This is a genomic window from Leptospira mayottensis 200901116, assembly GCF_000306675.2.
Lineage (GTDB): Bacteria > Spirochaetota > Leptospiria > Leptospirales > Leptospiraceae > Leptospira > Leptospira mayottensis.
Genome location: NZ_CP024871.1, coordinates 3,464,285 through 3,488,480, shown reverse-complemented (window position 1 = coordinate 3,488,480; position 24,196 = coordinate 3,464,285). Strand labels below are relative to the sequence as shown.

22 protein-coding genes and 1 pseudogene are annotated in these 24,196 nt (G+C 36.8%); 12 read left to right on the top strand and 11 right to left on the bottom strand.

Features of this window, described 5'->3' with window-relative positions:
• The first annotated feature begins 27 nt into the window (after positions 1-27).
• Both LEP1GSC190_RS15970 and LEP1GSC190_RS21230 read left to right on the top strand, forming a co-directional pair.
• A protein-coding gene (locus LEP1GSC190_RS15970; RefSeq protein WP_237578353.1) for an IS5 family transposase occupies positions 28-770 on the top strand; the annotation gives its coding sequence in 2 pieces (ribosomal slippage) (positions 28-319 and positions 319-770; 744 coding nt in all).
• A gap of 16 nt (positions 771-786) precedes the next feature.
• A pseudogene (locus LEP1GSC190_RS21230) lies at positions 787-1,020 on the top strand (transposase); the annotation flags it as partial.
• A gap of 89 nt (positions 1,021-1,109) precedes the next feature.
• Here the strand turns inward: LEP1GSC190_RS21230 and LEP1GSC190_RS15960 are convergent.
• Complete coding sequence (locus LEP1GSC190_RS15960) at positions 1,110-2,084, bottom strand: dienelactone hydrolase family protein (protein ID WP_002747309.1); 975 nt, start codon at positions 2,082-2,084, stop codon at positions 1,110-1,112.
• 373 nt (positions 2,085-2,457) lie between these two features.
• Here LEP1GSC190_RS15960 and LEP1GSC190_RS15950 point away from each other — a divergent pair, with 373 nt between their 5' ends.
• From LEP1GSC190_RS15950 to LEP1GSC190_RS15940, 3 genes are all read left to right on the top strand, one after another.
• On the top strand, positions 2,458-3,429 hold the full coding sequence (locus LEP1GSC190_RS15950) for an ankyrin repeat domain-containing protein (protein ID WP_036048169.1): 972 nt from the start codon (positions 2,458-2,460) through the stop codon (positions 3,427-3,429).
• Between the two features lie 949 nt (positions 3,430-4,378).
• Positions 4,379-4,714: a hypothetical protein gene (locus LEP1GSC190_RS15945; RefSeq protein WP_002747321.1), complete on the top strand. Its 336-nt coding sequence runs from the start codon at positions 4,379-4,381 to the stop codon at positions 4,712-4,714.
• A gap of 303 nt (positions 4,715-5,017) precedes the next feature.
• A complete protein-coding gene (locus LEP1GSC190_RS15940) occupies positions 5,018-6,346 on the top strand; it encodes a phosphoinositide-specific phospholipase C-related protein (protein WP_036048166.1) in 1,329 nt (442 codons plus the stop codon).
• A gap of 835 nt (positions 6,347-7,181) precedes the next feature.
• Here LEP1GSC190_RS15940 and LEP1GSC190_RS15935 read toward each other — a convergent pair.
• Entirely contained in the window at positions 7,182-8,273 is a 1,092-nt protein-coding gene (locus LEP1GSC190_RS15935) for a PAS domain-containing sensor histidine kinase (RefSeq protein WP_002747312.1), read from the bottom strand.
• 578 nt (positions 8,274-8,851) lie between these two features.
• Here LEP1GSC190_RS15935 and LEP1GSC190_RS20640 point away from each other — a divergent pair.
• From LEP1GSC190_RS20640 to LEP1GSC190_RS15920, 4 genes are all read left to right on the top strand, one after another.
• Positions 8,852-8,977: a hypothetical protein gene (locus tag LEP1GSC190_RS20640; RefSeq protein ID WP_002747419.1), complete on the top strand. Its 126-nt coding sequence runs from the start codon at positions 8,852-8,854 to the stop codon at positions 8,975-8,977.
• 102 nt (positions 8,978-9,079) lie between these two features.
• The gene (locus tag LEP1GSC190_RS15930) at positions 9,080-9,757 is read left to right on the top strand and encodes a response regulator (RefSeq protein WP_002747488.1); all 678 of its coding nucleotides are present in this window, start codon (positions 9,080-9,082) and stop codon (positions 9,755-9,757) included.
• Positions 9,758-9,965: 208 nt separating this feature from the next.
• Positions 9,966-10,280 (top strand): pyrimidine/purine nucleoside phosphorylase, encoded by a 315-nt coding sequence (gene ppnP, locus LEP1GSC190_RS15925; protein ID WP_002747251.1) that lies wholly within the window; start codon positions 9,966-9,968, stop codon positions 10,278-10,280.
• A 251-nt stretch (positions 10,281-10,531) separates the two neighbouring features.
• Positions 10,532-11,233 (top strand): hypothetical protein, encoded by a 702-nt coding sequence (locus LEP1GSC190_RS15920; RefSeq protein ID WP_002747548.1) that lies wholly within the window; start codon positions 10,532-10,534, stop codon positions 11,231-11,233.
• A gap of 132 nt (positions 11,234-11,365) precedes the next feature.
• Here the strand turns inward: LEP1GSC190_RS15920 and gcvP are convergent, their stop codons facing one another.
• The 5 genes from gcvP to LEP1GSC190_RS15890 all read right to left on the bottom strand — a co-directional run bounded on the left by gcvP (position 11,366) and on the right by LEP1GSC190_RS15890 (position 17,035).
• Entirely contained in the window at positions 11,366-14,260 is a 2,895-nt protein-coding gene (gene gcvP, locus LEP1GSC190_RS15915; protein WP_036048151.1) for an aminomethyl-transferring glycine dehydrogenase, read from the bottom strand.
• 36 nt (positions 14,261-14,296) lie between these two features.
• Positions 14,297-14,689 carry a glycine cleavage system protein GcvH gene (gene gcvH, locus LEP1GSC190_RS15910; RefSeq protein ID WP_002747329.1) on the bottom strand — a complete coding sequence of 131 codons (393 nt, stop codon included), beginning with the start codon at positions 14,687-14,689 and terminating at the stop codon, positions 14,297-14,299.
• Positions 14,690-14,706: 17 nt separating this feature from the next.
• The gene (gene gcvT, locus LEP1GSC190_RS15905) at positions 14,707-15,822 is read right to left on the bottom strand and encodes a glycine cleavage system aminomethyltransferase GcvT (protein ID WP_036048149.1); all 1,116 of its coding nucleotides are present in this window, start codon (positions 15,820-15,822) and stop codon (positions 14,707-14,709) included.
• Positions 15,823-16,236: 414 nt separating this feature from the next.
• Positions 16,237-16,719 (bottom strand): SRPBCC family protein, encoded by a 483-nt coding sequence (locus LEP1GSC190_RS15895; RefSeq protein WP_036035174.1) that lies wholly within the window; start codon positions 16,717-16,719, stop codon positions 16,237-16,239.
• Positions 16,706-17,035, bottom strand: a complete 330-nt coding sequence (locus LEP1GSC190_RS15890) for an ArsR/SmtB family transcription factor (RefSeq protein WP_036035171.1) — start codon at positions 17,033-17,035, stop codon at positions 16,706-16,708. The genes LEP1GSC190_RS15895 and LEP1GSC190_RS15890 overlap by 14 nt, the downstream gene beginning before the upstream one ends.
• 208 nt (positions 17,036-17,243) lie before the next feature.
• On the opposite strand from LEP1GSC190_RS15890, the gene LEP1GSC190_RS21225 reads away from it, so the two are divergent.
• The 3 genes from LEP1GSC190_RS21225 (at position 17,244) to LEP1GSC190_RS15875 (ending at position 19,814) form a co-directional block, all read left to right on the top strand.
• Positions 17,244-17,336, top strand: coding sequence for a hypothetical protein (locus tag LEP1GSC190_RS21225; protein WP_367191056.1), 93 nt, complete (start codon positions 17,244-17,246; stop codon positions 17,334-17,336).
• A gap of 544 nt (positions 17,337-17,880) precedes the next feature.
• The gene (locus LEP1GSC190_RS15885) at positions 17,881-18,288 is read left to right on the top strand and encodes a GFA family protein (protein WP_002747263.1); all 408 of its coding nucleotides are present in this window, start codon (positions 17,881-17,883) and stop codon (positions 18,286-18,288) included.
• Positions 18,289-18,821: 533 nt separating this feature from the next.
• Positions 18,822-19,814 carry a glycerophosphodiester phosphodiesterase gene (locus LEP1GSC190_RS15875; RefSeq protein ID WP_036035167.1) on the top strand — a complete coding sequence of 331 codons (993 nt, stop codon included), beginning with the start codon at positions 18,822-18,824 and terminating at the stop codon, positions 19,812-19,814.
• 418 nt (positions 19,815-20,232) lie between these two features.
• Here the strand turns inward: LEP1GSC190_RS15875 and LEP1GSC190_RS15870 are convergent, their stop codons facing one another.
• The 4 genes from LEP1GSC190_RS15870 to LEP1GSC190_RS15855 all read right to left on the bottom strand — a co-directional run bounded on the left by LEP1GSC190_RS15870 (position 20,233) and on the right by LEP1GSC190_RS15855 (position 23,745).
• Positions 20,233-20,796 carry a hypothetical protein gene (locus LEP1GSC190_RS15870; protein WP_237578322.1) on the bottom strand — a complete coding sequence of 188 codons (564 nt, stop codon included), beginning with the start codon at positions 20,794-20,796 and terminating at the stop codon, positions 20,233-20,235.
• A 19-nt stretch (positions 20,797-20,815) separates the two neighbouring features.
• Complete coding sequence (locus LEP1GSC190_RS15865; RefSeq protein ID WP_002747228.1) at positions 20,816-22,144, bottom strand: WGR domain-containing protein; 1,329 nt, start codon at positions 22,142-22,144, stop codon at positions 20,816-20,818.
• Positions 22,145-22,448: 304 nt separating this feature from the next.
• Complete coding sequence (locus LEP1GSC190_RS15860) at positions 22,449-22,970, bottom strand: hypothetical protein (protein ID WP_002747434.1); 522 nt, start codon at positions 22,968-22,970, stop codon at positions 22,449-22,451.
• Between the two features lie 355 nt (positions 22,971-23,325).
• A complete protein-coding gene (locus LEP1GSC190_RS15855) occupies positions 23,326-23,745 on the bottom strand; it encodes a hypothetical protein (protein WP_081586279.1) in 420 nt (139 codons plus the stop codon).
• Positions 23,746-24,196 lie beyond the last annotated feature (451 nt).

Sequence of the window (24,196 nt, the reverse complement as noted above, 5' to 3'; positions counted from 1 at the left end):
GATGCGCTTTGGGAAAAAATAGCACCATTGATTCCTAAAGAAAAGCCCAATCTTCAAGGAGGTCGCAATCGTGTTCCTTCAAGAATAGTAATGGCAGGTATCATCTATCGAATGAAAACAGGCTGTCAGTGGCGTGCAATTCCCAATGAATTTGGATCTGGTCAAACTTGTCACAGAAGATTTCAAGAATGGGAACGGGCAGGGGTATTCAAAAAGATCTATAAATCTATTTTAAAATATTATGATGTAAAGAATCAGATAGCATGGGACTGGGCTTCGATGGATTCGGCAATGGTTAAGGCTCCCAAAGGGGGAGTTTAACCGGGAAAAATCCTACAGACCGTGCCAAATTAGGGGTTAAACGGCATATCCTTACGGATGGAAATGGAATTCCTTTGGCAATTACGTTGACTGGAGCTAACGTTCATGACAAACACGGTGTAAAAGATACGTTGAATTCAATCCTAATATTTTCCGGAAAAAGAAGAAAAAAGCCAAAACATCTTTGTTTAGATAAAGGTTATGACTTCCAAGATATAGAAGTTTTAATCAAAAGAAGAAACATTCAATCTCATATTCGGAAAAAAGGTGAAAAGCCTCTCATCGGTAAATACAATGGAAAATCTAGACGATGGGTCGTTGAAAGAACTAACAGTTGGCACAATCGATTCAGAGCTATCCTAATTCGTTGGGAAAGAAAATCTGAAAATTATCTTGCATCTCTTTATCTCGCAAGTTCTATCATTGCTTTTAACTTTTTTGATAGGTAGTTTTGAGACCGGCTCTAAGAACAATTTAAAAAAGAAGAATATTCAATATCGAATTCCAAATAAAAAGAATGCGAGAAATCCTGAATGGATTGCTCCGCTAAATCCTTTTAGATGGACAGTCGAACGTACTTTTGCTTGGTTTAATGCATTTAGAGCCATAAAAACTTGTTGGGAATTCAAATTTGAAAATTATAAGGCATTATTCCAAATCGCATTTGCTATCATTTTAATTAGAATGTCCTGGAAATAGGTTTTGGGACAAGCTCTTAATAAATTTTTTCGTAGTCGGATTATAATTTTTTTCGAATGTTTCCGGATTGTATTTTGCGAAATGTCATTTTATGGATTGTACAGTTGAAAGAAGTTAACCGCTTCTTGATCCGCGTTCGGTTTTGCGATCACATCGTTATTGTCGAATTTGGAAGAAACACTTTGGGCCTCGTCGAAGCTATGATGTGTATTTGGATATACGGTCATCGAGATCGAGTTGTTCGTTGCGGCACTTGCGCCTAAGGTTTGAGCCCTTGAAACTCTCGTATTGCAATAACCTACTGTATAAAGCGGGTCCGCTCCGGCTGCAAGAATTTTAATATGCGTATATGGAAGGTATTGACTTGCAGAAATTCCACCGAATGCGTTGTTGAGTCCACATCCAGGATAAAAGGAAATAACCGCTTTAAACGGTTTCAGATTTCCCGGACGATATTGGATCGTCGAATTTGTATCCACTGTTGAAAAAGTGCTACTTCCTCCGTGAGACCATCCAAGTAAAACGATTTTATCGTTGTTGATAACTTTGGATCTTTTTACGTAACTCAAAGTTGCGTACGCATCCGTCGGTCTGTCCGTAACCTCCGATGTTCCGACGTTGGCACCGTTATTACATTGATTTTGTCCTGCGTTTCTTGTTGTAAAGCTATCGATTAAGAGAGTAGAATATCCTAAGTTTTTTCCTCGGTTGGCCCATTCTGTGTAAAGAGAAGCAGGAGGTTTTGTGACGTCACTATTCGAATGTGCGCCTGCACATCCGTGCATCATGACGATCAAGGGAAACGGTCCCATTCCTGCTGGTTTCGAGAAATAAGCTTCAAGAATGAATTTTTGAGTCGGATTATAAATTTTAAATTTGTAGTTTGTAAGTTCTGTTTCTTGATCGATCAACACCGGACCGGAGATTAAGTCTTGAATTTCAGTTTGTTGTGTGATTGCTAGAAGAGTTCCCGCTAAAAGTAGAGGAGATTCCTCGCTTGGATTCTTACAGCCGAAAAGAAGAAAAAAAAGGATCAGTCGCGGATTGATTTTGAATAACTTCATATAAGATACAACAAGATAATGGGAAAATCTTCCATTTAAAATGAGGATTTATTTTGAGATATTACACCTATTTTTTTAGGGTAGGTTTTAATATTATACGTAATCAAAATTCTAAGAAATTTATGAAAAAGTTTGGAATTTTAGAGTCGGCATCAAAATAAGGCCTGGATCGCACTTAAAATATTTGTGTTCTCGGAATAAGTTCCTTTTCTTATGAATCAAGACAACGTTAAGTAAATGCAAGAAGAATGAACACAACCTCCCTATTTTATTTCTTAGAAAGTTTTACGACGAGCTTACAAGATATGAAAATGCTAAAGAACATTGAATCGGACTGGATAGAGCAATCCAATGTAATCGGGAGCAATAGAAAATGAAAATCTTGTTCAGAATGATGATAATGATCTCGATGACCGCTCAGATGGATTGCGCCACAATCCTAATGCTTAAAGAAGCCAAAATTTTACCCACACGTGTTTGGTCCATGGCAAGATATGCAGATAAAACCATTTCTCCGGAACTGTCTAAAAATCTTAGCGCCTTGGATCCTCCTCTCTGGATTTATCCAGGGACACGACTCTACTGGATGATTGGTATAGATAAGCATTTTCCTTTTAGTATTATCGATCTTCCTTTGTCCTTCTTGGCGGATACAATCCTACTTCCTATTACAATTCCGTTGACGGCATATTACTATTCGGAAGTCCCTGAGGCCTGGAAATCAGGCCTTCTGATCGGAAGTATCGAAAACAACGATCTATCCGGGGTTCGCCGTTGCATCGAGACTGACGCCGCGGTTGTGAATTCCACATTCATTGGTCCATCTCCATTGTATTTTGCTATTAAGAACGAGAACGTTGAAATTGTAAGGCTCCTCTTAGAGAAAGGCGCCGATGCAAATGCGAAGAATTGCGATGTTTTTCGTCGTTGTAATTATCTATTTTTCAACGTGATAGAACACTATTCTAATCTTCCGCCAAAAAATGATAGAAGATCCGAAATAATTAGGCTGCTCTTAGAAAAGGGAGGAGTCGATGTCAATGCTACTTTGGCGGAAGACGGGAGGAGTCCTCTACACTACGCAGTAGAGAAAAGACACAACATTCAAATTGTAAAACAATTAGTAGAACACGGCGCTAATGTAAACGGTAAGGATGTTTATCAGCAGACTCCACTGTATGATGCAAGCTCGAAAGAAATTGCACAATATCTTTTGCAACAAGGCGCAGACCCAACCGTAAAAAACGGCTCTGGGGAAACTCCTCTGAAATATGCAAAATATTTAATGAACTTGGGCAGAAAAAATAATTATGATGCGCTCAAGTTTCTTGAAGACGCTCCATAGTTGCCAGAAGTAGTACGGATGTTTTTAGCAAATCCGTTTTTAAAAGGTTTTGGTCTTCTACTCATCATTATTTCGGAATCGGAAGAACTATAATCCTCAGTTGCGTAGAAATGAGTTGGCAGATGATCTCTATAAGGTATTCAAAGAGACTCTCAAAGTTTTGATATCTGTGTCATTGATTTCCTGGACTTTATCAGTTGTTCAATCGTGTTCTTCTTGATTCTTCGTCATATTGTGGTTTACGGGTTATGCTTTTTATCCTTTTTCTTGGGTAGGCACTGTCCACGAATTCGGGGGAGATTTAACTTAAAAATCGAACAAGTTTGATCCTTAAGTGATGCTTAAAAGCCGATTCAGTTTTAAGCTTATATTTTCATTCTTACTGTAAAAAAACCGTCTTGATATTTTTTAAAAAGACAATCGAATGTTTTTGTAAGCAGAATTTTATTTGAAAGTTTAGTTTTCTTTTACGGAACTGAAAAGAAATTATTTCAATGATAAAAGAACGGATTTAAGATTTCGGATATAAAATGCGATCATTTTATTCAGGCTTAGAATGAAGAAACGAGTCTAAGTCTTTTCACTCTAAAAAGAAGTGGCCGACACTTGACTTTGAAGCCAATTTCGTATTAGAGGTATTAGTATCATTTATAACAAAGTTTGGAGACGTAAATGAAGACCATGTCTGGAATGAACTTGATCCTTTGTATTATGATAGAGTGGGTTTAAACATTTATGCTCAAAACGTTCAAAAAATTCTGTAGGGGTTTCTTCTCTAGGTTGTAGAGTCAAAAGCCACTTGGGACGGGCCCTTTGAGTGGAGTGAATTCATTTCAGTTTTTAAGGAGGCATCTATATAAGTTCGGATTAAAAATCCGAAGTTTTCCGGTTTTTGTTATGCGGCTTTAAGCAGAACATGGCCAAAAAAATTCTTTCTAGGTAAAAGTCTATGAAACAAACACTTAAAGCAAAAGATATCTTAGCGGTTCATCCTGATTCTTCCCAAGCAAAAGGATTGGAGAAAAGTTTAGAAAACTATATTGTAGTCGAAAAAAGTCTTTTTCGCATTTCAAATCGTGCCTTTTTTCTAGGCCTTTTATTTTTACTTCTGGGTCTTTATACTTTAAAATCTTTTCCAGATGCAAAAATCTCGGAAGGATTTGGGGGAATTAGCGTATACGGTCTTTTTATTACCTCCGGTATCATTTTAATGTCTTGGTTTAAAGCTGGTGAGATTTTAAAAACCGTCGGTGACTTTATTTCCAAAGCCAAAGGGGGAAGTTAATAACTTATGGAGCGTCTTAAGTTGTTGTAATTTTCAAAGAAATCTTATACTCAAAAATTTTTAAGAGAATGATGTTTGAAGGAACTGTTTTCCAAACGTAAAACCGTTTCTTCAAACACATGAACTTTTACGACTCCTTCCTATTATGTCGTTTTAACAAAAACTAAAATTTATGAGAGATTATTCTTTTTTATTTTCAATAGAGATAAAATAAGTCAATTTGCGTCTTTTATTTGTCATTTTGAATTGTGAATCTTTTTCTTTGTAGGAAGATGACAAACAATATTGTACGAGGCGAAAATTATGAAAAAAATTCTAACGGTATTTGTCAGTTCTCTCTTTTTGGGAACTGTGGTGAATCTTTATGCACATCGCGGAAAAGTGGTGCAAAATCCAATCGACATTTTTGAGAAATCGCACGAGAATAAGGTTCTTAGTTTGCAAAGAAAAACCCAAGTTGATATGAACCTTCCGATAACTCGGGCACTTTTTTATGGAACTCGTAATTCTTACAGCAGTAGCGCTTACACAAAAAGTGGCTCCTTTTTTACGAACCAGAAATACACAATTGGTGATCAACTTCGTTTAGGTGCGCGTTATCTCGAATTGGAAGTTCATTGGACTACCGGAAGTAAAAAAGGCATCAAAGAACTTCTTCTTTGTAGCGGTGCAGCAAATCATTCTGGTTGTAAAACTTCCAGTCGTACTTTTCATCAAGGTTTGGAAGAAATTCGTGATTGGATTTCCAAACCCAATAATAGAAATGAAGTCCTGCTTATTTATATAAAAGATCATCTAGACGGGCATTATCCCGAAGTTCTTAAGATTTTGAAAGATTCCTTGGGCTCATGGTTATATCATTATTCTGGAAGTTGTTCAAAACAACCTTCCTCCGCAGATATGCCGAAATTGAAAGATATGGTTAACGCAGGTCAAAGGATTCTCCTTATGAGCAACAGCTGCCAGAGCGGTCAAGGTTCGGAAGAATGGAATAAGTATTTCAAAGTGCAGTTCTTTGGGGGAACTAAGGAAGTGCCAAGCATGCAACTTTCGCCAAAGGTATTTCGCAATCACAATTGTGTTTTTCCCAGAACACTTTATCAGTCAGCAATCGTTCGTGTCGCAGATAGTTCAAACGGTCATGGAAAGATCCAAAGTTCATTCACAAATAGTGATATTCAGTCCATGCTTGCCTGTGAAGTAAACGTTTTTGGAATTGATCAGTTTGATGTCGATTTTGCGAAACAACCGGTCTGGTCATGGGGCAAAGGTGAGCCGCGCAATGCAGAGGACAAAGAACATTGTGGACGGATTTGGTCGGATGGAAACTGGTCCACTTGTCATTGCGATATCTGGCATCAATTTGCATGCAGGGAGAGGAAAACTGGAAAGTGGGTCGTAACCAATCGTAAAGGTCGTTGGGGTGATGGGCTCAGCGTATGCCTTCATTACTCAGAACTTGGCAGTTATGTGTATGCCTCTCCCGAAACCCCTTATGAAAATAAAAAACTTCAAGAAGTTGTAAAATTAAACGGTAATAATCTACCCGTTTGGATCAATCTGATCAAGAAAGAAGGGGAAGACGTTTGGGGCCCGGACGATCGGTTGAATGCCTTCCTTCCGCCACTTTGAAAAAATCGAACGAACCATTTTATTCTACTCAGATCTAAAAGTGGTATATAGTCAGCATGTGACACGGAATATTCGCAAAGGTTGGAGAAAGAAATATTGAATGAATTTGTCAGGAACTACTTTTGTCAGTCGCGAACTTTTTTAGTATTTTTCTTTCTCCTATCGTTTTGGCCTACTTTTCCTAAACGGATATTCCTAACTTGAAAATCTTTTGGAAAGAAGAATGTAATCCGTTATATATCTTCTTTTAATTTGGAAAAATATTTTAAACACAGATAATTTTTTTGATGGTAATGTTGGTGATTTATCTGATTTTACCAGCGCTCTACTACGTTATTTCTTGAATTCTTTATCACATTGTGTTTTAGGGATTATTCTTGATATCCTTTTTCTTACACACGATAACATTCAATTTTTCAGGGAAAATTCTCTTTTGATCAAAAGCAAAATGAACGCAATCGCACTATTTTAATGTCGCATATGTTCTGTTTTCAAGTAGGTTCACTTCGATTGATCTCTTTCAGAGTGCTGATTGTCCTATAGTTTCCGTTTTCTTGTTATTCCTTTTTAAGAGTGTCAGAGATTAAATTGAGGTTTACGGATAAGTTATCGAAAATGAATTTTTTAAATTTATCTCTATTTTCAAACCCTGTCGTCGATTATTGTTTTAATTGGCGAACTTCGGATGTTTCTTTTTACTTTAGAGTCTGTCCGCAAACCTCAGAATATAGGAATTTCGACGAGAACTTAACGGTTATATAATGTGTTCGAAAGCTCGTAAACTACCAATAGATCGCTTTTGTAAGTCGTTCGATGGTTTTGGGACAAACTCTTATCAATCCATTGTCTTAAAAACCAAACTCGCACAAGTTCCTCTGTGTTTTTCACTTTTCAGGCAAAATTCTGCGTCAATCAACTGAGCGAAATCTCTGCAAAGTTTAATTCCGAGCCCGGATCCGTTTTCATTAAGAGTTCCGATTGAGGAATAAAATTCTTTGGAAAAAATCTTTTCTAATTCCTCGGAGGACATTCCTATACCTTCGTCGATTATTGAAATATGTTGATAATCCGGAGAAATTGTTCCTCTTAGAAAAATCTTTCCACCGGAATTTGAAAATTTAAGCGCATTTACGAATAAATTACGAACAATCACTTTGAAAATATTCACATCACTAAATATTTTAAAATCCTCGTCAAATTCCAGATTTACTTGAAGACATTTAAGTCGGATGTAATCTTTATAAAGCATCGTGATTTCCTGCATGATCAAGATCGGATTGAAGGAGATCTTGTTTGCTACGATACTTTTCGAGTTCGTTTTCACCCAATTCAGCGTGTTGTCGATCAAGTCGATTGTAAGATGGGTTTGAATGTTTAATTTTGAAAGATGTTGATGAAGATCGATGGAGGGGATTTCCTCGTTTTTAAACAAAGAAAGCAAAGAAATGATCTGTATCAGAGGTGTTCTTAAGTCATGTGCAAGAATAGAAAGTAATTGAGATTTGAAGGAATTACTGCGAATTAACTCTAAGTTCAAAGTTTCAAGATCGTGAATGTCCTGAAATGCAAACGCATTTAACTCTCCGAACTCCGTGCTTCGTAGATGGAACCACTTTTCTCCGTGCGATTTGGTTCGAATTTTTGTCTTCATTAAAATGTTATGTTTTTTACTTTTTCTTAATTTGGTCAGCCAATCTAATTTGACCTTCTCTCTATAATTCTCGTCCGGATAGGCTTGGATAAACCAATCTTCTATGGTGGGGATTTCCTTAATTTTATAACCGACAATTTCTCGAAAACTTCGATTTAGATAAAGAGTTTGGAATTGATCTCCTTTCACTTTTGAGAGCAACACAGGATACGGAATAAATTCCACGAGATGGATCTTATCTCCTATGTTGTCTAAAACTTCCTGAATCAATTCCATTTTTTTAAAATCCCAAGTTAATCCAAAATTATATTTTTAAATTTTTATAATATAGAAGCATCTATGTTATAAATAAGATTGTTATAATATGCCTCAAAGCCTGAAAAGAAATCGATTGCAGTCATTCCATAAGTTCATAATAAAGCGCAGTAGTTCCTACGGATTGGGTGGTATGGGATTTCTGATAGACTCTTATATAGAATCTGTCCTTGAACGAGTCTTAGCAAGCTTATAATTTTATTTTGTGGAGATTTCATAATAAATATCAGACGACCTATCCGACTAAAATGATCATCAAACAGAAACGTCTTTTGCAAAGATAAAATCGGCTTATATACGTGTGAGTCTATCATAGATACTAAATGGGTATACTTTAAGATCAGATTTGAAATCGAAATATTCCCTCACTCCTTAAGAAATATATAGTAAAAATAGAATATATTTTTTCAAGTAAACAGAGGCAATTTTTAAAATTCGTGAAATTGTATGTAAAAATTATAATATATTTGATTTCTATTTGTAAAATTTAAAAACGATGTAATCAAGGTCTTATCTGATGTGGGATGAAATTTCTGAATATGAAAACAGAGTTTTCGAATGCGAAAGCTCTGAAAGGTAAATTATCTCAAAAATATCTTAGAATGATCGGAATCGGCATTTTAGGTAAAGGTAAAGTATTTTCGGGATGGCATACTATAGCCTAAATTCTATTTTTGAAGGACGTTTTTTGACGATCTTAAAAAAAATGTCGGAAAAATAAGGCAAGATTGGAATATAATCCTGGAATTTAAGGAGCTGATGCTTTTATGAAAGTTGCACCGACTTATTCTATTTTATTGGCTGAAGACGACGAAAATAATGCGGAACTTTTAATTCGTTATTTGGAAAGATATAATTTCGACGTAGATCATGTCATAGACGGAGTCGCTGCCGAAATAAAATTGAGAAAAACCCGTTATGATCTTATTTTAACGGATAACCGAATGCCGAAATTCGACGGAATCGACCTTTTGGAAAGAATTCCTGAAATGAATGGAATGACTCCGATTATATTCTTAACCGTAAGCAACGAAAAAGAAACGATCATCCAAGCCGCTCATAATAGGAAACTCGTAGCCTATCTTTTAAAACCGATCGATATGCGGGTATTAATCGAAAAAATATGTCAGGCGTTGAAAATCGGAGCGGATTCATTGATCGATAAAAAAGAATACCCTTTCGAAATTACTCTCCTTAACCATACACAACAAGGAGTGGAAATTGAATTGAAAGGTTGTCCCTACGGTAAGAATATAGAAAAACTTGTTCAGGAAATTTTCCTCTTTTTAAAAGAACTTCCTAAACCTAATAGTATTTTAATCAAAGTGAATCCGGAATTTTTTTATTTTAAAAACGGGACCCAAGTTCTTTACGCTTTAAAAGTTCGTTTAGCGGCTAAATACGAAATTGGAAAAGAAGAGGTTATCATTCAAACGGAACATTGAACTATCGAAATTCAAATTTCCACTGCAAAATCCCAAACCGTAAGGTGTATTATTTCGTTTGAACAAGCAATAAACTCTTATTTTCAGATTTGAATTTTTCAACGAACTGTAAAATTGTATCCTTTATGTTTTCTTTTGAAAGTTTTGTAGAAAGAGATTTTAACTTGTTTTTAAAACGAAATTAAGCGCTGGGAAGTAGGGGCCACACATGAGACAATTTGAAAACGTAACGGTCATTAAAAAAGCGAATGTTTACTACGATGGAAAGGTGACAAGTCGGACCGTTTTATTTCAGGATGGAAGTAAAAAGACTTTGGGGATTTTAATGCCGGGTCAATACGATTTTGGAACCGACGAAAAAGAAATTATGGAAATCTTGGACGGAGATATGCTCGTTAAACTTCCGGGTGAGGATTCTTGGAAGGAAATCAAAGGTGGCCAATCTTTTGAAGTTCCCGCAAAATCCAGATTTCAAATGGATGTGAAAAAAATCAGCGATTACTGCTGTTCTTACATCGTTTAATCTGATTTTAGATCTTTTTTGTTAGTTTAGGTTATTCTTCGGAATGTAGACTTTGCTTTTAAAAATTTTGTATTAATTGCTATCAATAATAAAGTAGAATTGAAAATCCAAAACCTTATAAGAGTTTTAAAGATCCTTTAAAATAAGTTTGATAAACAGATTGTTTATCGAAGGAATTATATGTCCAAATTGAAGTTGGCTGAATTATATAAACTGCTTTTTTTGGAATTCAATCCCAAGAGACTGAACCGATGAAATTTTTATCCTGGATAACTCATCCAGTTTTGATTCTTCCTTGGGGAATTGTCATCGCTTTTAATACAGGCGGTAAATACAAACCCTGGCAAATCGCAACTGCGAATATTCCTATCTTTTTACAAGGCGGAACGGATTGGGGAGGATCTTGTCTGTTTGCCGGTTGGATGGCAAATTATATATTTTTTTCTTTTGCAGCTCCGGTTTATGCAATAGGCTTAGTCGTTAACCCTGAACAAAATTTCATAACGATTGTAGGATTGATCTTAAGAAGGATGAAATGGCATATTCTTTTCTTTCTTATTTTAGGACCTATTATGATTTTTGATGATTCGAATATAACTCCGAATGATCATAGAAATTTATTTCTTTTCTTTTTGGTTTATTATTCATTCTTAATTCTTTTTATATCAATACTTTTGCGCTTTAAGACGCATTTCAGTTTGATTTTTTGCATTATGCCGTCTTTGTTTCTTCTTTTTCTGTTGAGCGATGGTGTGACTACTAAGGCGGGGCAATGGAATCAGTCAGGCGTGGATCCTGAAATCAGGATCCGCGGCTTTCGGCATAAAATATTCTTAGATTGGCATTCGATTTGTGATGGAATTTTTGGGAACGTTGAAATGAATTACATTGAAAAGATATCAATAAAGATTGAAGATATTTTATTTTCAATCTCAAAGACGTATTCGAATTAAGGATTGAAGTGCGAATAAAAAAGTCGAGGTCTGATTCCTCGGCTTTTTTATGCAAGGACGATTGTATTCGAAGTCGATATTCACTGGTTCCCCTTTACTTTACAAAAAAGTGCAACGACTTCGTTTAACAAATTACTGGTAGCTTTCCACCGGAAGACAAGAGCAAACTAAATTCCGATCCCCATATACGTTATCCACTCTTCCTACAAAAGGCCAAAATTTATGATCCCTGCTCCAAGGAGCAGGATATGCTGCGCGCTCTCTGGGATAAAGATGATCCCAACGATCCGAAGTCGCCATTGCCGCGGTGTGCGGAGAATTTTTAAGAGGGTTATCGATTTTATCTAAGGTTCCGTTTTGGACATCTACAATTTCCTGATGGATGAGAAGCATCGCTTCGCAGAAACGATCCAATTCTTCCAAAGACTCCGATTCCGTCGGTTCAATCATCAAAGTTCCTGGAACCGGAAAAGACATTGTAGGCGCGTGAAAACCGTAGTCGATCAATCTCTTTGCAACGTCTTCTACTTCGATTTCAGCGGACTTTTTAAAAGGTCTTACGTCGAGAATACATTCGTGAGCGACAAAACCGTTCTTTCCTTTGTAAAGAACCGGGTAGGCTTTTTCTAGACGTTTTGCAATGTAATTTGCGTTTAAGATCGAAATCCGAGTCGCATTTGTAAGGCCTTCGGCCCCCATCAGAGCAATGTAAATCCAAGAAATCAAGACGATACTCGCGCTTCCCCAAGGTGCCGCGGAAACCGCCCCGTGTTCATTACCGGTTGTATTATCGATTAGTACGTGTCCGGGTAAAAATGGAACGAGGTGTTTTGCAACTCCGATCGGGCCTACTCCGGGACCACCTCCTCCATGAGGTATGCAAAAAGTCTTATGTAAGTTGAGATGGCAAACATCCGCTCCAATTTCACCTGGACTTGTTAATCCGACTTGAGCGTTCATATTCGCTCCGTCCATATAAACCTGTCCACCACGAGAATGAACTATCTGGCAGATTTCTTTTGCGGATTCTTCAAAAACCCCGTGGGTGGAAGGATAAGTGATCATCAAAGCGGCGAGGTCGTTTTTATGTTCTTCCGCTTTTATTTTTAGATCTTCTAAATCTACGTTTCCGTTTTGATCGCAGGAAACAACTACAACTTTAAAGCCCGCCATCGCCGCACTCGCAGGATTTGTTCCGTGGGCGGAGATGGGAATTAAACAAACGTTTCTATGGGCTTCTTTTCTACTTTCATGATATCTTCGAATAGCCAAAAGACCGGCATATTCTCCTTGAGAACCCGCGTTCGGTTGTAAGGAAACTCCTGCAAATCCAGTAATTTCGCAGAGCCATTTTTCCAATTGCTCAAAGATGATCTTGTATCCTTTGGTTTGTTCAGAAGGCGCAAACGGATGAATTGCTCCGAATTCGGGCCAAGTAACCGGATACATTTCCGTCGTAGCGTTGAGTTTCATTGTGCAGGAACCGAGTGGAATCATCGAAGTTGTTAAGGAAAGATCTCTAGATTCAAGTTTACGAATATAGCGGAGCATTTTCGTTTCAGTATGAAATGATTGAAATACGGGATGAGTTAGATAAGAAGTACTTCTTTTGAAGGAATCGGAAATATTTCCCGAATTTGAAAAAAGTTTTTCTATATCCGACTGCTTTACTTGGAAAATCTTAAATAGATCTTCGATGTCCTCAAAATTCACAGTTTCATCTAACGCGATCCCGATTCTTCCGTCCTCGTATTCCCTTAGGTTGATCCTTTCGGAACGAGCCCTATTCAAAATATCTTTTGCTTTTGAGCCTGCCTGAATCGTAATCGTATCAAAGAAGAAATCGTTTGAAACTGTAAAACCCGAAGACTTTAATGCGTCTGCAAGGATTGAAGCAAATTTATGAATTCGAGTCGCAATATCTTTGAGTCCTTCCGGCCCGTGATAAACCGCATACATAGAAGAGATCACCGCAAGTAAAACCTGGGCCGTGCAGATATTGCTCGTAGCCTTATCTCTTCGGATATGTTGTTCTCTGGTTTGAAGAGAAAGTCTGAGTCCTGGATTTCCTTGGGAATCTTTGGAAACTCCAATTAATCTTCCTGGCATACTCCGTTTAAATTCGTCCTTGGTCGCAAAGTAACCTGCGTGAGGACCGCCGAATCCCAAAGGAAGACCAAATCTTTGAGAGGAACCGACGGCGATATCGGCTCCCATTTCTCCGGGAGATTTAAGAAGGGTAAGAGCTAAAAGATCGGCGGCAACGGCGGAAATTGCTCCAACGTTATGCGCTCTTTGAATAAAAGAAGTATAATCAATTATTCTTCCGTCGGTCGCGGGATATTGAAGAAGAACCCCAAAGAAATCCTCATTCAGTTCAAGTATTTCGTGGTTTCCGATTTCAACCTCGATTCCAAGCGGATTGGCTCTTGTAACGACTACGTCTATGGTTTGAGGATGACAGAGTTCCGACACGAAGAATTTTTTAGCGGTTTCGTTCTTGCGGACGGAATAAGAGAGAAACATCGCTTCTGCTGCCGCGGTTCCTTCGTCTAAAAGGGAAGCATTTGAAATCTCAAGCCCGGTCAGATCGATAATCATCGTCTGAAAATTTAAAAGCGCCTCAAGACGACCTTGGGAAATCTCTGCTTGATAAGGAGTATACGCAGTATACCAACCCGGATTTTCCAGAATGTTCCTTTGAATTACGCTGGGAATAATACAGGCATTATAACCCGCTCCGATGTAAGAACGAAAAACTTGATTTTGAGAAGCGATATTTTTCAAATCCTGAAGGATCTTGTGTTCAGTGGAAGCCTTTGGTAGATCCAGTTCTTTTTTAAGACGAATTCCTGCAGGGACCGCTTTATCGACTAACTCCTCCAGAGAAGAAAGTCCCAATTTTTTCAACATCTTATTGATTTGCTGTAAATCCGGCCCGATATGTCTTCTTGGAAAAGTATCCAAGGGATCCGTACTTACCCTTTCAAGATTCGTTATGTTTTGATTCTGGAGCGTGGAATTCATGTTCATCTGTTTCTATCCGTATATTAGACTTTGATGTTATTCGAGTTTGGCGACGAGCGCTCTGTATTTTTCTGGACTCAAAAGTTTCTCCAATTCGGAGGTGGAGAAACCTTTTACCTTAATCATCCAAGAATCAAATGGTTTTGCGTTTACGTCGCCTGGGTTTTTAGAAAGAGCCGAATTAGATTCGATTACTTCTCCGCTGACAGGCGCATATAAATCTTCCGCCGCTTTTACCGATTCGATTGTGCCAAAGGTTTCAAACTGTTTAACGGCCTTTCCTGGTTTTGGAAGATCCACAAAGACAATATCACCGAGAGCGGATTGAGCAAAGTCTGAAATTCCGATAAGGGCCGTGTCTCCTTCTACTTTTACCCATTCGTGTTTTTCCGAGAAGAAATAACCTTCGGGTGCTTGTGTTTCTGCCATGATTCGTTTTTCCTGATTTAATTTTTTCTGATACTGCCCGGAATAAAAGGCTTTGTTGTTATGATAGCTTGTTTGGGTTGCTCGCGGATTTCAATCTGAATCGGTTCGCCATCTTTGATTTTTTCGGTTCGAATGGAAGCCAAACCAATTCCTTTTTTTAAAGAAGGAGAGAATGTACCGGACGTGGTTTTACCAATTTCATTTCCTTGAGAATCTAAAACTCTGAAGTTTTCTCTTGGAACACCCGCTTCCGTTAATGCGAACGCTACAATTTTAAATTTAGTTCCGTTTTTCTTTTGGGAAAGAATTTTCCCGGAAGAGAAATAAGAATTTTCTTTTTCCTTCACAATCCAACCGATTCCCGATTCGATCGGAGTCCATTGGTTGTTGAGCTCATGTCCGTAAAGAGGATATTTTGCTTCGATTCTCAGAGTATCTCTTGCGCCGAGCCCACACGGAAGGAGTCCCTGAGGTTTCCCGAATTCTAAAAGTCCATTCCAAAGTTTTAAACCGAAAGGAACGGAAGAATAAATTTCAAATCCGTCTTCACCGGTGTATCCTGTTCTGGAGACGATGATTTCTTCTCCTTGATGGTTTAGAAGAGCGAAATGATAGTATTTAATTGAATCCAATTTTCTATCTAAGAATTTAGATAAGATCTCATTTGCTTTCGGACCTTGCAGAGCGATCTGGTGCCAGTTTGGACTTTGGTCATTCACTTTGACACCGGATGTGGGTAGATATTTGAGTAAGTGCGCAGCCACTGTTTCGTAGTTGGAAGCGTTGGAACAGATCATATATTTTTCAGTGGAGAATTTATAGATCGTCACGTCGTCTACAAGTCCTCCGTTTTCGTTCAAGATAGCGTTGTATTGAACCTGAAAATCGGAAAGAGAAGCGATTGAATTACAAGTGACCGATTCCAAGAAATCAAGAACTACTTTCGGTTCACCCGTGATAAAAATTTCTCCCATGTGAGAAACGTCGAAAAGTCCTGCCGCCTCTCTGGTTGCGTTATGCTCTGCGATAATTCCGGAATATTGAACCGGCATATCCCAACCCCCGAAAGGAATCATTTTGGCGCCTAGGGCGCGGTGAGTTTCATAAAGTGGTGTTCTCTTAACTTGGGACATAAAGCTTTCCGAGTACCAATTTTTACGGCTTTTGTACCCGGACAAATGGATTTTTTGGGAAAATTTTGATTCTAACCCGAAAATGCCTTTCTCTTGAAGGCCCTGAATTTTTTATCGAGTAAATTATTGACATCTTCTTTTTAAACTTTAGACAAAATCGAGACCGATTTTAATTACGAATCTCGTTTTATGATCGTTTCCGTTTTTCATGCGGTTTTAAAAAAAATAGATTCAATTTTTTTGATGTTCTCAGCCAATTGCGTTCGATTTTTATACTTTATTTCGCAATCGTTCTCTCCATACATCCAAGACTATTATAACCCGTCTCGTTTTTATTTAGAGTGTCCCTTAAATAAGCTTTGGGACAAACTCTAAATACAGTCATTGAATTCCCCAGTATGTGATTTTATGTTCCTATTTAAGTGTTTCTAGGTATTTACCAAGTTTGCCAATGTGTTGAATACCACCTTCAATTGCACCATATTTGTTGTTAACTCTTTCAAGTTCTTCTTTGCTCGGGAAAATCTGTTCCATTGTTAGGTTTGTACCTTCACCAACTTCTTCGAATATAATTTTCGATTGAAAATCTACATCCTCAGCACCTTCACCATCACCAAGATGTTTATAGTAAATGTAATGAGGTTTTTTAATGTCTATAAATTGAATTCTGTTTTTATAGTCGTGTCCGTCAGGACCATGCATGATGAAGTCCCAAATTCCACCATTTGAAAAATCCATACTTTTAATCGTCAATGTAAAGCCATCTGGTCCCCACCACTGCGAAAGATGCTCTTGAGATGACCATATCTCAAAGAGAAGATCGATTGATACATCAAAGTATCTCTTATAAGTGACTTTGTTACCTTTGATGATTGTCTCAACGTTATTTTTTATCACGGGATTTCTCCTTTTTTATTTTTAAAACATATTTATCCAAATTATCTAAGCGTTTATTCCATAGATTTTTAATATCTAATAGCCAGTTTTCCATTTCATTCATCCCCGAGTCGTTAAGGCTGTAGATACGTTTTTGGGCCTCTTTCTTCATGTGAAGAACTTTCGCCTCTTTTAATACTTTTAAGTGTTGTGAAATAGCGGGTGGACTCATTTTAAAATTTTGGCTTATCTCGGTCGAGGTAAGTTCTCCGTTCTTAGCCACCAATTTCACAATTTCTCTTCTCGTATCGTCTGACAAAGCTGCAAAAGCATTCATGTAACCATATTAAAGTATTTGTTTAATTAAGTCAATTCTTAAATATAAATTTAAAAGTATGGAACTAACAATTTCGGAGAGTGTAAAATTCCAGACTGAGGAGTAAATATGGCAACCGATTTCCAATGATGTATTCATAAGAAAATGAAGGTTTTACAATCATGCCAAACAATCCTGTAATGTCTCGAAAACATGTGGGTATTTTGGAATATCAAGAGAAACCTTTTACCAATTGAAAAAAGCTTTTGAGAAATATAGAGAAGAAGGATTACTACTTGGACGTATAAAAAGAATTCTGTAATAAATTTATTTCAAAAGTTAGAATGTTAGATCTTCTTCAAAAAAGCAAATGATTTCGAATTTGGCGCAATTTTGTGAGGACTTCTATATCTTTGCAAAAATCACCTGTTAATTTTTGGTACCATTTTGACGCGTCCGAGTAGTAATTGATAAAAAGCCGGGTTTTCGCCTTGGTTCATGTTTATAGGAAGAGCAAGGACATAGAAGAAAAATATTATATTTATGTAAAGCTATCATTTTAGCCCGCAAGATATCTCGTAGTATTTGGAACGATATCCTGCAATCAAAATTATAGCAACCACTGCATACTATGTTTTAAAGTGAAACGGGATAAATAAACTCCTAGGAGAATCAAAGAAAATGATCAATCTCTACATCGTTTATCCGATATGGAAATATATTATAATTTTCAACGATTTTCTTAAAACTTTCTGCTTTTATTATGGAAATCTCATTTATTTGAAAAATTTTTTCTCTTGAAGCCGTTTGAATTCAAGGCATTTTGAATTATAGCGACGAAATATGAATCATTCAGGAAATAGGATATGAGTTTAAAAAATTACAACGGAAGCTGTCATTGTGGTAGGATTCGCTACGAATTGGTTCTTGATCTTTCCCAGGGAACTAGCAAATGCAATTGTTCTTTTTGTTCCAAAGTAAGAAACTGGAGTTCTATGGTAAAACCGGAAGCATTACGTTTACTTTCCGGCGAAAACGAACTTCAAACTTATCAATTTGGAACAAAAAGTGCGATTCATAAATTTTGTAAAAACTGCGGAGTAAGAATGTTTACCGAAGGTTATCTTGAAGAACTAGGTGGAGCGTTTATCAGCGTAAGTTTAGCTACATTAGATAATATAAACCTTGAAGAATTGGTTGCGGCACCTCTTCGGTACGCGGACGGACTTCATAATAACTGGCGGAAACAACCTGCTGAAATACGCCACCTCTGATAGATATATACATCAAATCGAACGAAAAAGGTGAAATCCTATCTTGTCTTTGGAATAAAATCTCCGAGACTGGGAAAGATTCAACGTCGGGTTGATTTTGGTTTGTACGATTCTTTGGATGTAAATTGGGTATGTGGGATTATGATCGATCTAAATAATCCTAAAATGCCAATTAGAACCCTTAAGGTTCGTATTAAAAAACATTTCTCTCCTACTAGAGTTATCTCAAAAATTCTCTATCTTAATTTGGGTTTGGTGTAAGAAACCCATTTTTTAAAAGTTAACCTCTTCCGCAAAATAATAAAATTAAATGTGGGAACTACTATATTTTTAACCTTTAGAAACCAGAAGATAACCGAGTTCTATCTTCGTAAATATAGGAACTTTTACTTTTAGAAAGATTTTTCTAATTTTTTTATGCCGAACTCGCGTTATCTTATTCTAAAATACTGTCGTATAACATCGTAGAATGTTTTTGAAACAACTTTAGTAACATAAATTGATTTTTAAAAAATGCTTCCCGCAATTTGAAAATGAAAAAAAATCCGCTTAAGATGAATACAAAAATCAAAGCTATCTATTCTTTAAAAATATTATTCGTTCTAATTCTTTACTTTGGGGCAAATTCCTGTTCAAATGCGCCGGTTATCAACAAACCCTTGGATAAAAGTTTGGACCTACAGGGCCACCGAGGTGCGAGAGGTTTAAGGCCTGAAAATACTTGGCCTGCTTTTGAAGAAGCGATTCGATATGGAATGACCACCTTGGAATTGGATACGGTTCTGACCAAAGATAAGAAAATCGTTATTCATCACGATTTGGATACGAATCCTACGATTTGCCAAAAAAAGGACGGAGCACCGATCGTTCCTATTTCTCTGTACGACTTAACGTTTGCTGAGCTGAAAGAGTTGGATTGCGGAACGAAAAAGAATCCGAAATATCCCGAACAAATTTCTGTTCCCGGGACCGAATTGATTACGATCGAAGAATTTTTCGTTCTTGTTGCAAATATCGAAAGTAAAATTCCGAACCGGCCAAAATTAAAATTCAATATTGAAGTAAAATTTCCGGACGAAGATCAAGAGACGTTTTCCATTGAAAAAGTAAAGGATCACGTAAACTTATTGGTCCAAGTTGTAGAAAAAGCGAAAGTTGCAGATCGAACCACGATCCAATCTTTTTACATACAAGCACTCCCTCTCGTAAAAGAAAAAAATCCGAAAATTAAGACAAGTTCTCTTTTTTCTCTTACTTATTTTCAAGGAATAATGATGAAATTGGGGTTCGGAAATGGAACACGCCAAGACGTTCTTAAAAAGACACTGGAAGTAAAAGCAGACATTATTTCTCCCTATTTTTTATATGTAACTAAAGAGTTTGTAGAGGAAGCTCATTCCCATAAAATATCGGTGATTCCTTGGACAGTCAATGATCCGGAAGATATGAGAAAATTGATGGATGCGGGAGTTGACGGAATGATCAGCGATTATCCGGATCGTTTGGCTAAAGTGATTAAAAATTGATTATATTACAAAAATTTGAATTATTGTTTCAAATCTTCAGAAACCGTCTGGAAATAATTTTAAATATTACATAAAACCTTTTGACGAATAAAAAGTTTCTGAAGGATTCCTATAGATCCGTACCTCAACGTACCCGTTTTTTCCATGGTCGGCCGACATAACTGTGACACGTCGTTCGATTTGAGAAAAATCTCTAAGTTCTGCGTAAACAACAGATACTGATTCGAAACATTTTGAACGATTCTCGTTTTTTAAAATAAAATCTTCACTTTCGGTCTTAGTTTTTTAAACTTTGCTAGATTTTCTTCCGGAATTTTTAAAGGTATTTCCGTTTCCTACAGCTTTTCAATTCCACGAGAGGAATCCGATTTCCGTCTAACCAAAGTGTTTTGATCTTCGCAAGATTCAGCAGGGAGGTTCATTTAGCACGTTTCAATATCTGTAGGAAATCTTTTTTTTGTTCCTTTTCAAGAAACATCTCCATACGACTCAAGACATGATCGATGATGATTTGTTGTGCGTCGTCGTCACCAACGAGCGTTTTCATTTTTCTGATGGATGTGCAAACTTCATCTAGACTTTTCTTGTTGATTGTGTACGAATTGTCTAATTCCGAAATGATCTCTTTAAGCAGTTCTCTGTTTTGGGGTTTTGCAACCTTTAGCTTTTCCAGTTGGTTTTTGTAAGTTGCTAATTTTCTTTGAAAAACGACTTTTGGTTTTGGCAATCCTGTTGCCGCCTGGAGTCGTTGGTCATAACCTTTTTCTTCGCTTCCGGTCAAGCCGATCAAAATCGATTCGCAAGCGGTGCATAACTTGGTTAAAACAATTATTTTGTCTTCTTTTGAGATTTTATCCAATAATTTTTCACCAATGTCCACAATTTCATGAAACTCGCTCGTACTGAGAAAATCGCCTATGGAATACATCTCGGCATTTGGAGACGCACTTTTTCCGTTTTTTTGTGAGAGGTTAATCTTCACGTATCCCTTCTTCAACTTCTCACTCAAAAGCTGAACTGCTTGTATATTCTGAAAGAGAAATGAATCGAATACCTTTAGGGCTAATTTTCTGAATTTCCGAAACTATACTTTCATGTATTATATAATAGTCACAACCATAGGACATCTTGAATATAGCGCGTCTTTCAAATGGAATTTTTTTTAAAATCGTTTTATCTAATACAATGGAATCAACTTCGAATATCTGTCCGCTTGGGTGAATTGTCAAAGCAGACTTTTTTTCATCAAGGCATTGAATTGTCGCTACATGAAGAACATAGTAGTTTGAGAAAGTTTCTTGTTGTGTATCGATAGTAGCAGGAATAAAATTGATATTGCAAACTGGAAGCTGGTCAATTATTTTTTTTATTCTTTGGGAGACGACAGGCTCAGGCAAACTATGATGATCAACTAAAGTATATTTTTTAGGAATCGGAGCTCCCAGCTTTAGCTTTAACTTAAAGTCAGAGGGTGCGATGAAATTTTTCCCTTTAAATCTATAAAAAAAACTTATGCCATCGTAGTACGATAAGAGAGGGTGTGAATCATTGTTTTCACGTTCTATAACAAAATAATTCATTTCTGATTCAGGGATATCTTCAGGAGAATAGTTTTCATCTTCAATTTCAAAAAAGTACTTTTTAAATAGTGCTTTGTATACGGTTGAGTTTTTGATGTCCTTAAAGTCATCATGATTGAACAAGTGATAAGATTTTCTTTCTTCCAGAAATGTCTTTAGCCATGCAACAGCTTTCTCTGGATCATTTAATTTACTATATAGCGTAGCTATCCCGTAAGTTGGAAATGTCTTAAATGAAGGGAACAAGGTGATCATTTTTCCATACATCGACATTGCTTCAGCATAATCTTTTTCATGGTTTAATAAAATAGTATAATGATCATAGGATGAGTAATTCATCGGATTGGCATCTATTGCCATCAAATAATGTTCTCTAGCTTTTTGAAACTCTCCCAATTCATAAAAGTAACGACCAGTCAGAGTTTCCAGTTCTGCTTTTTGAGAGTTCGATTGAATAAGCGGTTTAGCTTGCTCACATAATTTGGCTACTGAAGCCAAATCCTTTGATCCCAGAAGCCTGTAAATAAGGCCGTGATAGGTTTTCCAATCTTCCACATAACCTTTCTTTAATTTTTCACTGAGTAGTTTCTTTGCCTCTTTCAGGCATTTCTCTTCGCTGTCAAAGTCCTTCGTTTGTGTTTGTCCGCTCGTTCCGGTTTTACCGTAGGTTACTGTGAACGAAGTTCCGGAAACTTCTATGTTCCAGAATTTATCGGACTTGTCGTCTTGATACGTTAAGTAGTATGTCATGTTTTATCCTATAGATTTATTGAGTAGAGTAGTGTTTTTAAAACTCAAGGTTTGTAACTTTAGCTCGTGTGTCGTAGGTTGATGTTGAGATAGACTTCTTCGAAGAAATCTATGTCCAAAATTCTCTAAGCGAAAATGCGGATCAGAATTTATCCGAAGATTCGTCTTTGAAGAAGAATTGGTGTTTCACGCTGTGATTCCTATTGATTTTGTTCGATTGATTTTAAAAATTTCGTATGTAATCGCTTGAGCCGTTTTCGTTTCTATTTATAAATTACAAATTTTGCATGAAAAACGCGTGAACTCATTCAGCGACTGTGATCTCTTTCAACGCTTTCTTAAAATTGTCTTTTGTGGCTAACGTATATTCCGAAACCGTTTTATTCTTTTGAGATACGGTGATCTTATCGACGGATCCGGAATTCGTAAGAAGTTCTTTGGCCGCGGTTTCGTTCATATAAAAGTAAAGAACGATGGCGCCGGAAGAGACATCGTATTTATAATAACTTCCGTTCAAACTCTTCTTTCCGGCTTTGAAGGAAATCTGTGAAAATTCTTCCCCTCCCGAGTAAACGTAATTATTCATCCAAAATTCCACGTTGTAAGCGATGTAGGAGTTGTTCGGAGTTATGACCTTCGTGAATACGAGGAAGTGATTGTATCCATCTTTATCCTTTACGGTGATATCAATGTTTTTTGTGGAATGAGTTTTCTTTTCGTCTTCTTGTGCGGACATTTCGAAAGTCGTAAAAAGAACCGCGAGAAGAAGGAAGGAAATCAATGTCGCCGAAAATTTCTTGAGGGAGCCATGGAAGAAACGTTTCATCTTGTACATCCTTTTGAGTTTTGATTCTAACAATTTTACCAATCGTTAATGCGAAGAGGGTAGAAGTTTGCGCTTATCGAAATTATACTGAAACTCCAAAGAATATCTTGCCACGTTATAGAATGGACTTGTTTTTACTTTGAAATACGTGCCTGATTTTAGGGATGTGATACAAATGGGAATTTTTCCTTGCTTTTGGTTCAGAACAGGCACGAGAAGATGAGAGAGATCGAGCGAAAAAAATCAAAGCGATTCGCAAATCTTAAAATTTAAAATTCGAGATAAGCAATTTCGAAAAATTTCGAAATCGGCAACGCGACATTCTGAATTTTTTAAAAATTGAATTCGTTTTAATTCAGGATTGAGTTTTCGGCTTTAATGAAAAACAAAACCAGATTATCAAGCAATATACGGTCATGATAAGCGGGCTGAACCACCACGGAAACCAGGCAAAATAAGACGAGTCGGCGGTGTACATATAATACAGATGACCGGGAATGCTGGCGGTTACATAATAGGTTATCAACCAATAACCTATTTTACGACCGGTGCTTTTATCAAAGCCGTAGGTTTTAAAGAAGACTTTGTATTCCCAGATGAGCGCAATAGAACTGTATAACATTACGACGAATAGACCAAAATCAACGAGCGGCGACATGAACAGACCCGGGTCTAATTTTCCGTTTCGTAAGTAGGTGGACAAGTTTATTAAATGAACCATAAAGCCCATTGTGAATAGAATTGGTAGGGATCTTTCTGCGTGCAACTTTAGCATTGTCTTTTACCTTATGTTGATTATATAGATTTATTTTTATAAATCTTGTTTCTTTTTATATCTCTTTGAAATTTTGAAAGCGTTATAAGTAATGACTCAATCAGGATTTTCAATTAAAAGGTCTGTCGCTGGTTCTTGGATTATCCCAATCTACGAATTTTATGTCCGACTCCGTAATAAAGTGATCAAACTTCTTTTAAGATCGCTTTCACCTTTTGTTTTTTGTAATTCATGAGAATTTTCTAATGAGAGTTATTTTTGGGGAGAAGAAAAATCGAATGATATTATTGTATAAACGTGAGTTCGGCGTAAGAACGCCATGATTCATTTTTCTGTAGGAAGTTGGAATTTGAACTTTGTAAATTGATTCTTAAAATGCGGGGAAATTACTACAAATCATGATTTTACGAACAAATTCTAAAATTGTAGGAATTCTCGCTTTTAGAAAATT

Coding starts and splice junctions, on each gene's coding strand:
- LEP1GSC190_RS15865 (WP_002747228.1), bottom strand. CDS start 22,144: ATGACATACTACTTAACGTATCAAGACGACAAGTCCGATAAATTCTGG.
- ppnP (WP_002747251.1), top strand. CDS start 9,966: ATGAGACAATTTGAAAACGTAACGGTCATTAAAAAAGCGAATGTTTAC.
- LEP1GSC190_RS15855 (WP_081586279.1), bottom strand. CDS start 23,745: ATGCTAAAGTTGCACGCAGAAAGATCCCTACCAATTCTATTCACAATG.
- LEP1GSC190_RS15950 (WP_036048169.1), top strand. CDS start 2,458: ATGAAAATCTTGTTCAGAATGATGATAATGATCTCGATGACCGCTCAG.
- LEP1GSC190_RS15885 (WP_002747263.1), top strand. CDS start 17,881: ATGAGTTTAAAAAATTACAACGGAAGCTGTCATTGTGGTAGGATTCGC.
- LEP1GSC190_RS15860 (WP_002747434.1), bottom strand. CDS start 22,970: ATGAAACGTTTCTTCCATGGCTCCCTCAAGAAATTTTCGGCGACATTG.
- LEP1GSC190_RS15935 (WP_002747312.1), bottom strand. CDS start 8,273: ATGGAATTGATTCAGGAAGTTTTAGACAACATAGGAGATAAGATCCAT.
- LEP1GSC190_RS20640 (WP_002747419.1), top strand. CDS start 8,852: ATGAAAACAGAGTTTTCGAATGCGAAAGCTCTGAAAGGTAAATTATCT.
- gcvT (WP_036048149.1), bottom strand. CDS start 15,822: ATGTCCCAAGTTAAGAGAACACCACTTTATGAAACTCACCGCGCCCTA.
- gcvH (WP_002747329.1), bottom strand. CDS start 14,689: ATGGCAGAAACACAAGCACCCGAAGGTTATTTCTTCTCGGAAAAACAC.
- LEP1GSC190_RS15920 (WP_002747548.1), top strand. CDS start 10,532: ATGAAATTTTTATCCTGGATAACTCATCCAGTTTTGATTCTTCCTTGG.
- LEP1GSC190_RS15890 (WP_036035171.1), bottom strand. CDS start 17,035: ATGAATGCTTTTGCAGCTTTGTCAGACGATACGAGAAGAGAAATTGTG.
- LEP1GSC190_RS15940 (WP_036048166.1), top strand. CDS start 5,018: ATGAAAAAAATTCTAACGGTATTTGTCAGTTCTCTCTTTTTGGGAACT.
- LEP1GSC190_RS15930 (WP_002747488.1), top strand. CDS start 9,080: ATGAAAGTTGCACCGACTTATTCTATTTTATTGGCTGAAGACGACGAA.
- LEP1GSC190_RS15875 (WP_036035167.1), top strand. CDS start 18,822: ATGAAAAAAAATCCGCTTAAGATGAATACAAAAATCAAAGCTATCTAT.
- LEP1GSC190_RS15960 (WP_002747309.1), bottom strand. CDS start 2,084: ATGAAGTTATTCAAAATCAATCCGCGACTGATCCTTTTTTTTCTTCTT.
- gcvP (WP_036048151.1), bottom strand. CDS start 14,260: ATGAATTCCACGCTCCAGAATCAAAACATAACGAATCTTGAAAGGGTA.
- LEP1GSC190_RS15945 (WP_002747321.1), top strand. CDS start 4,379: ATGAAACAAACACTTAAAGCAAAAGATATCTTAGCGGTTCATCCTGAT.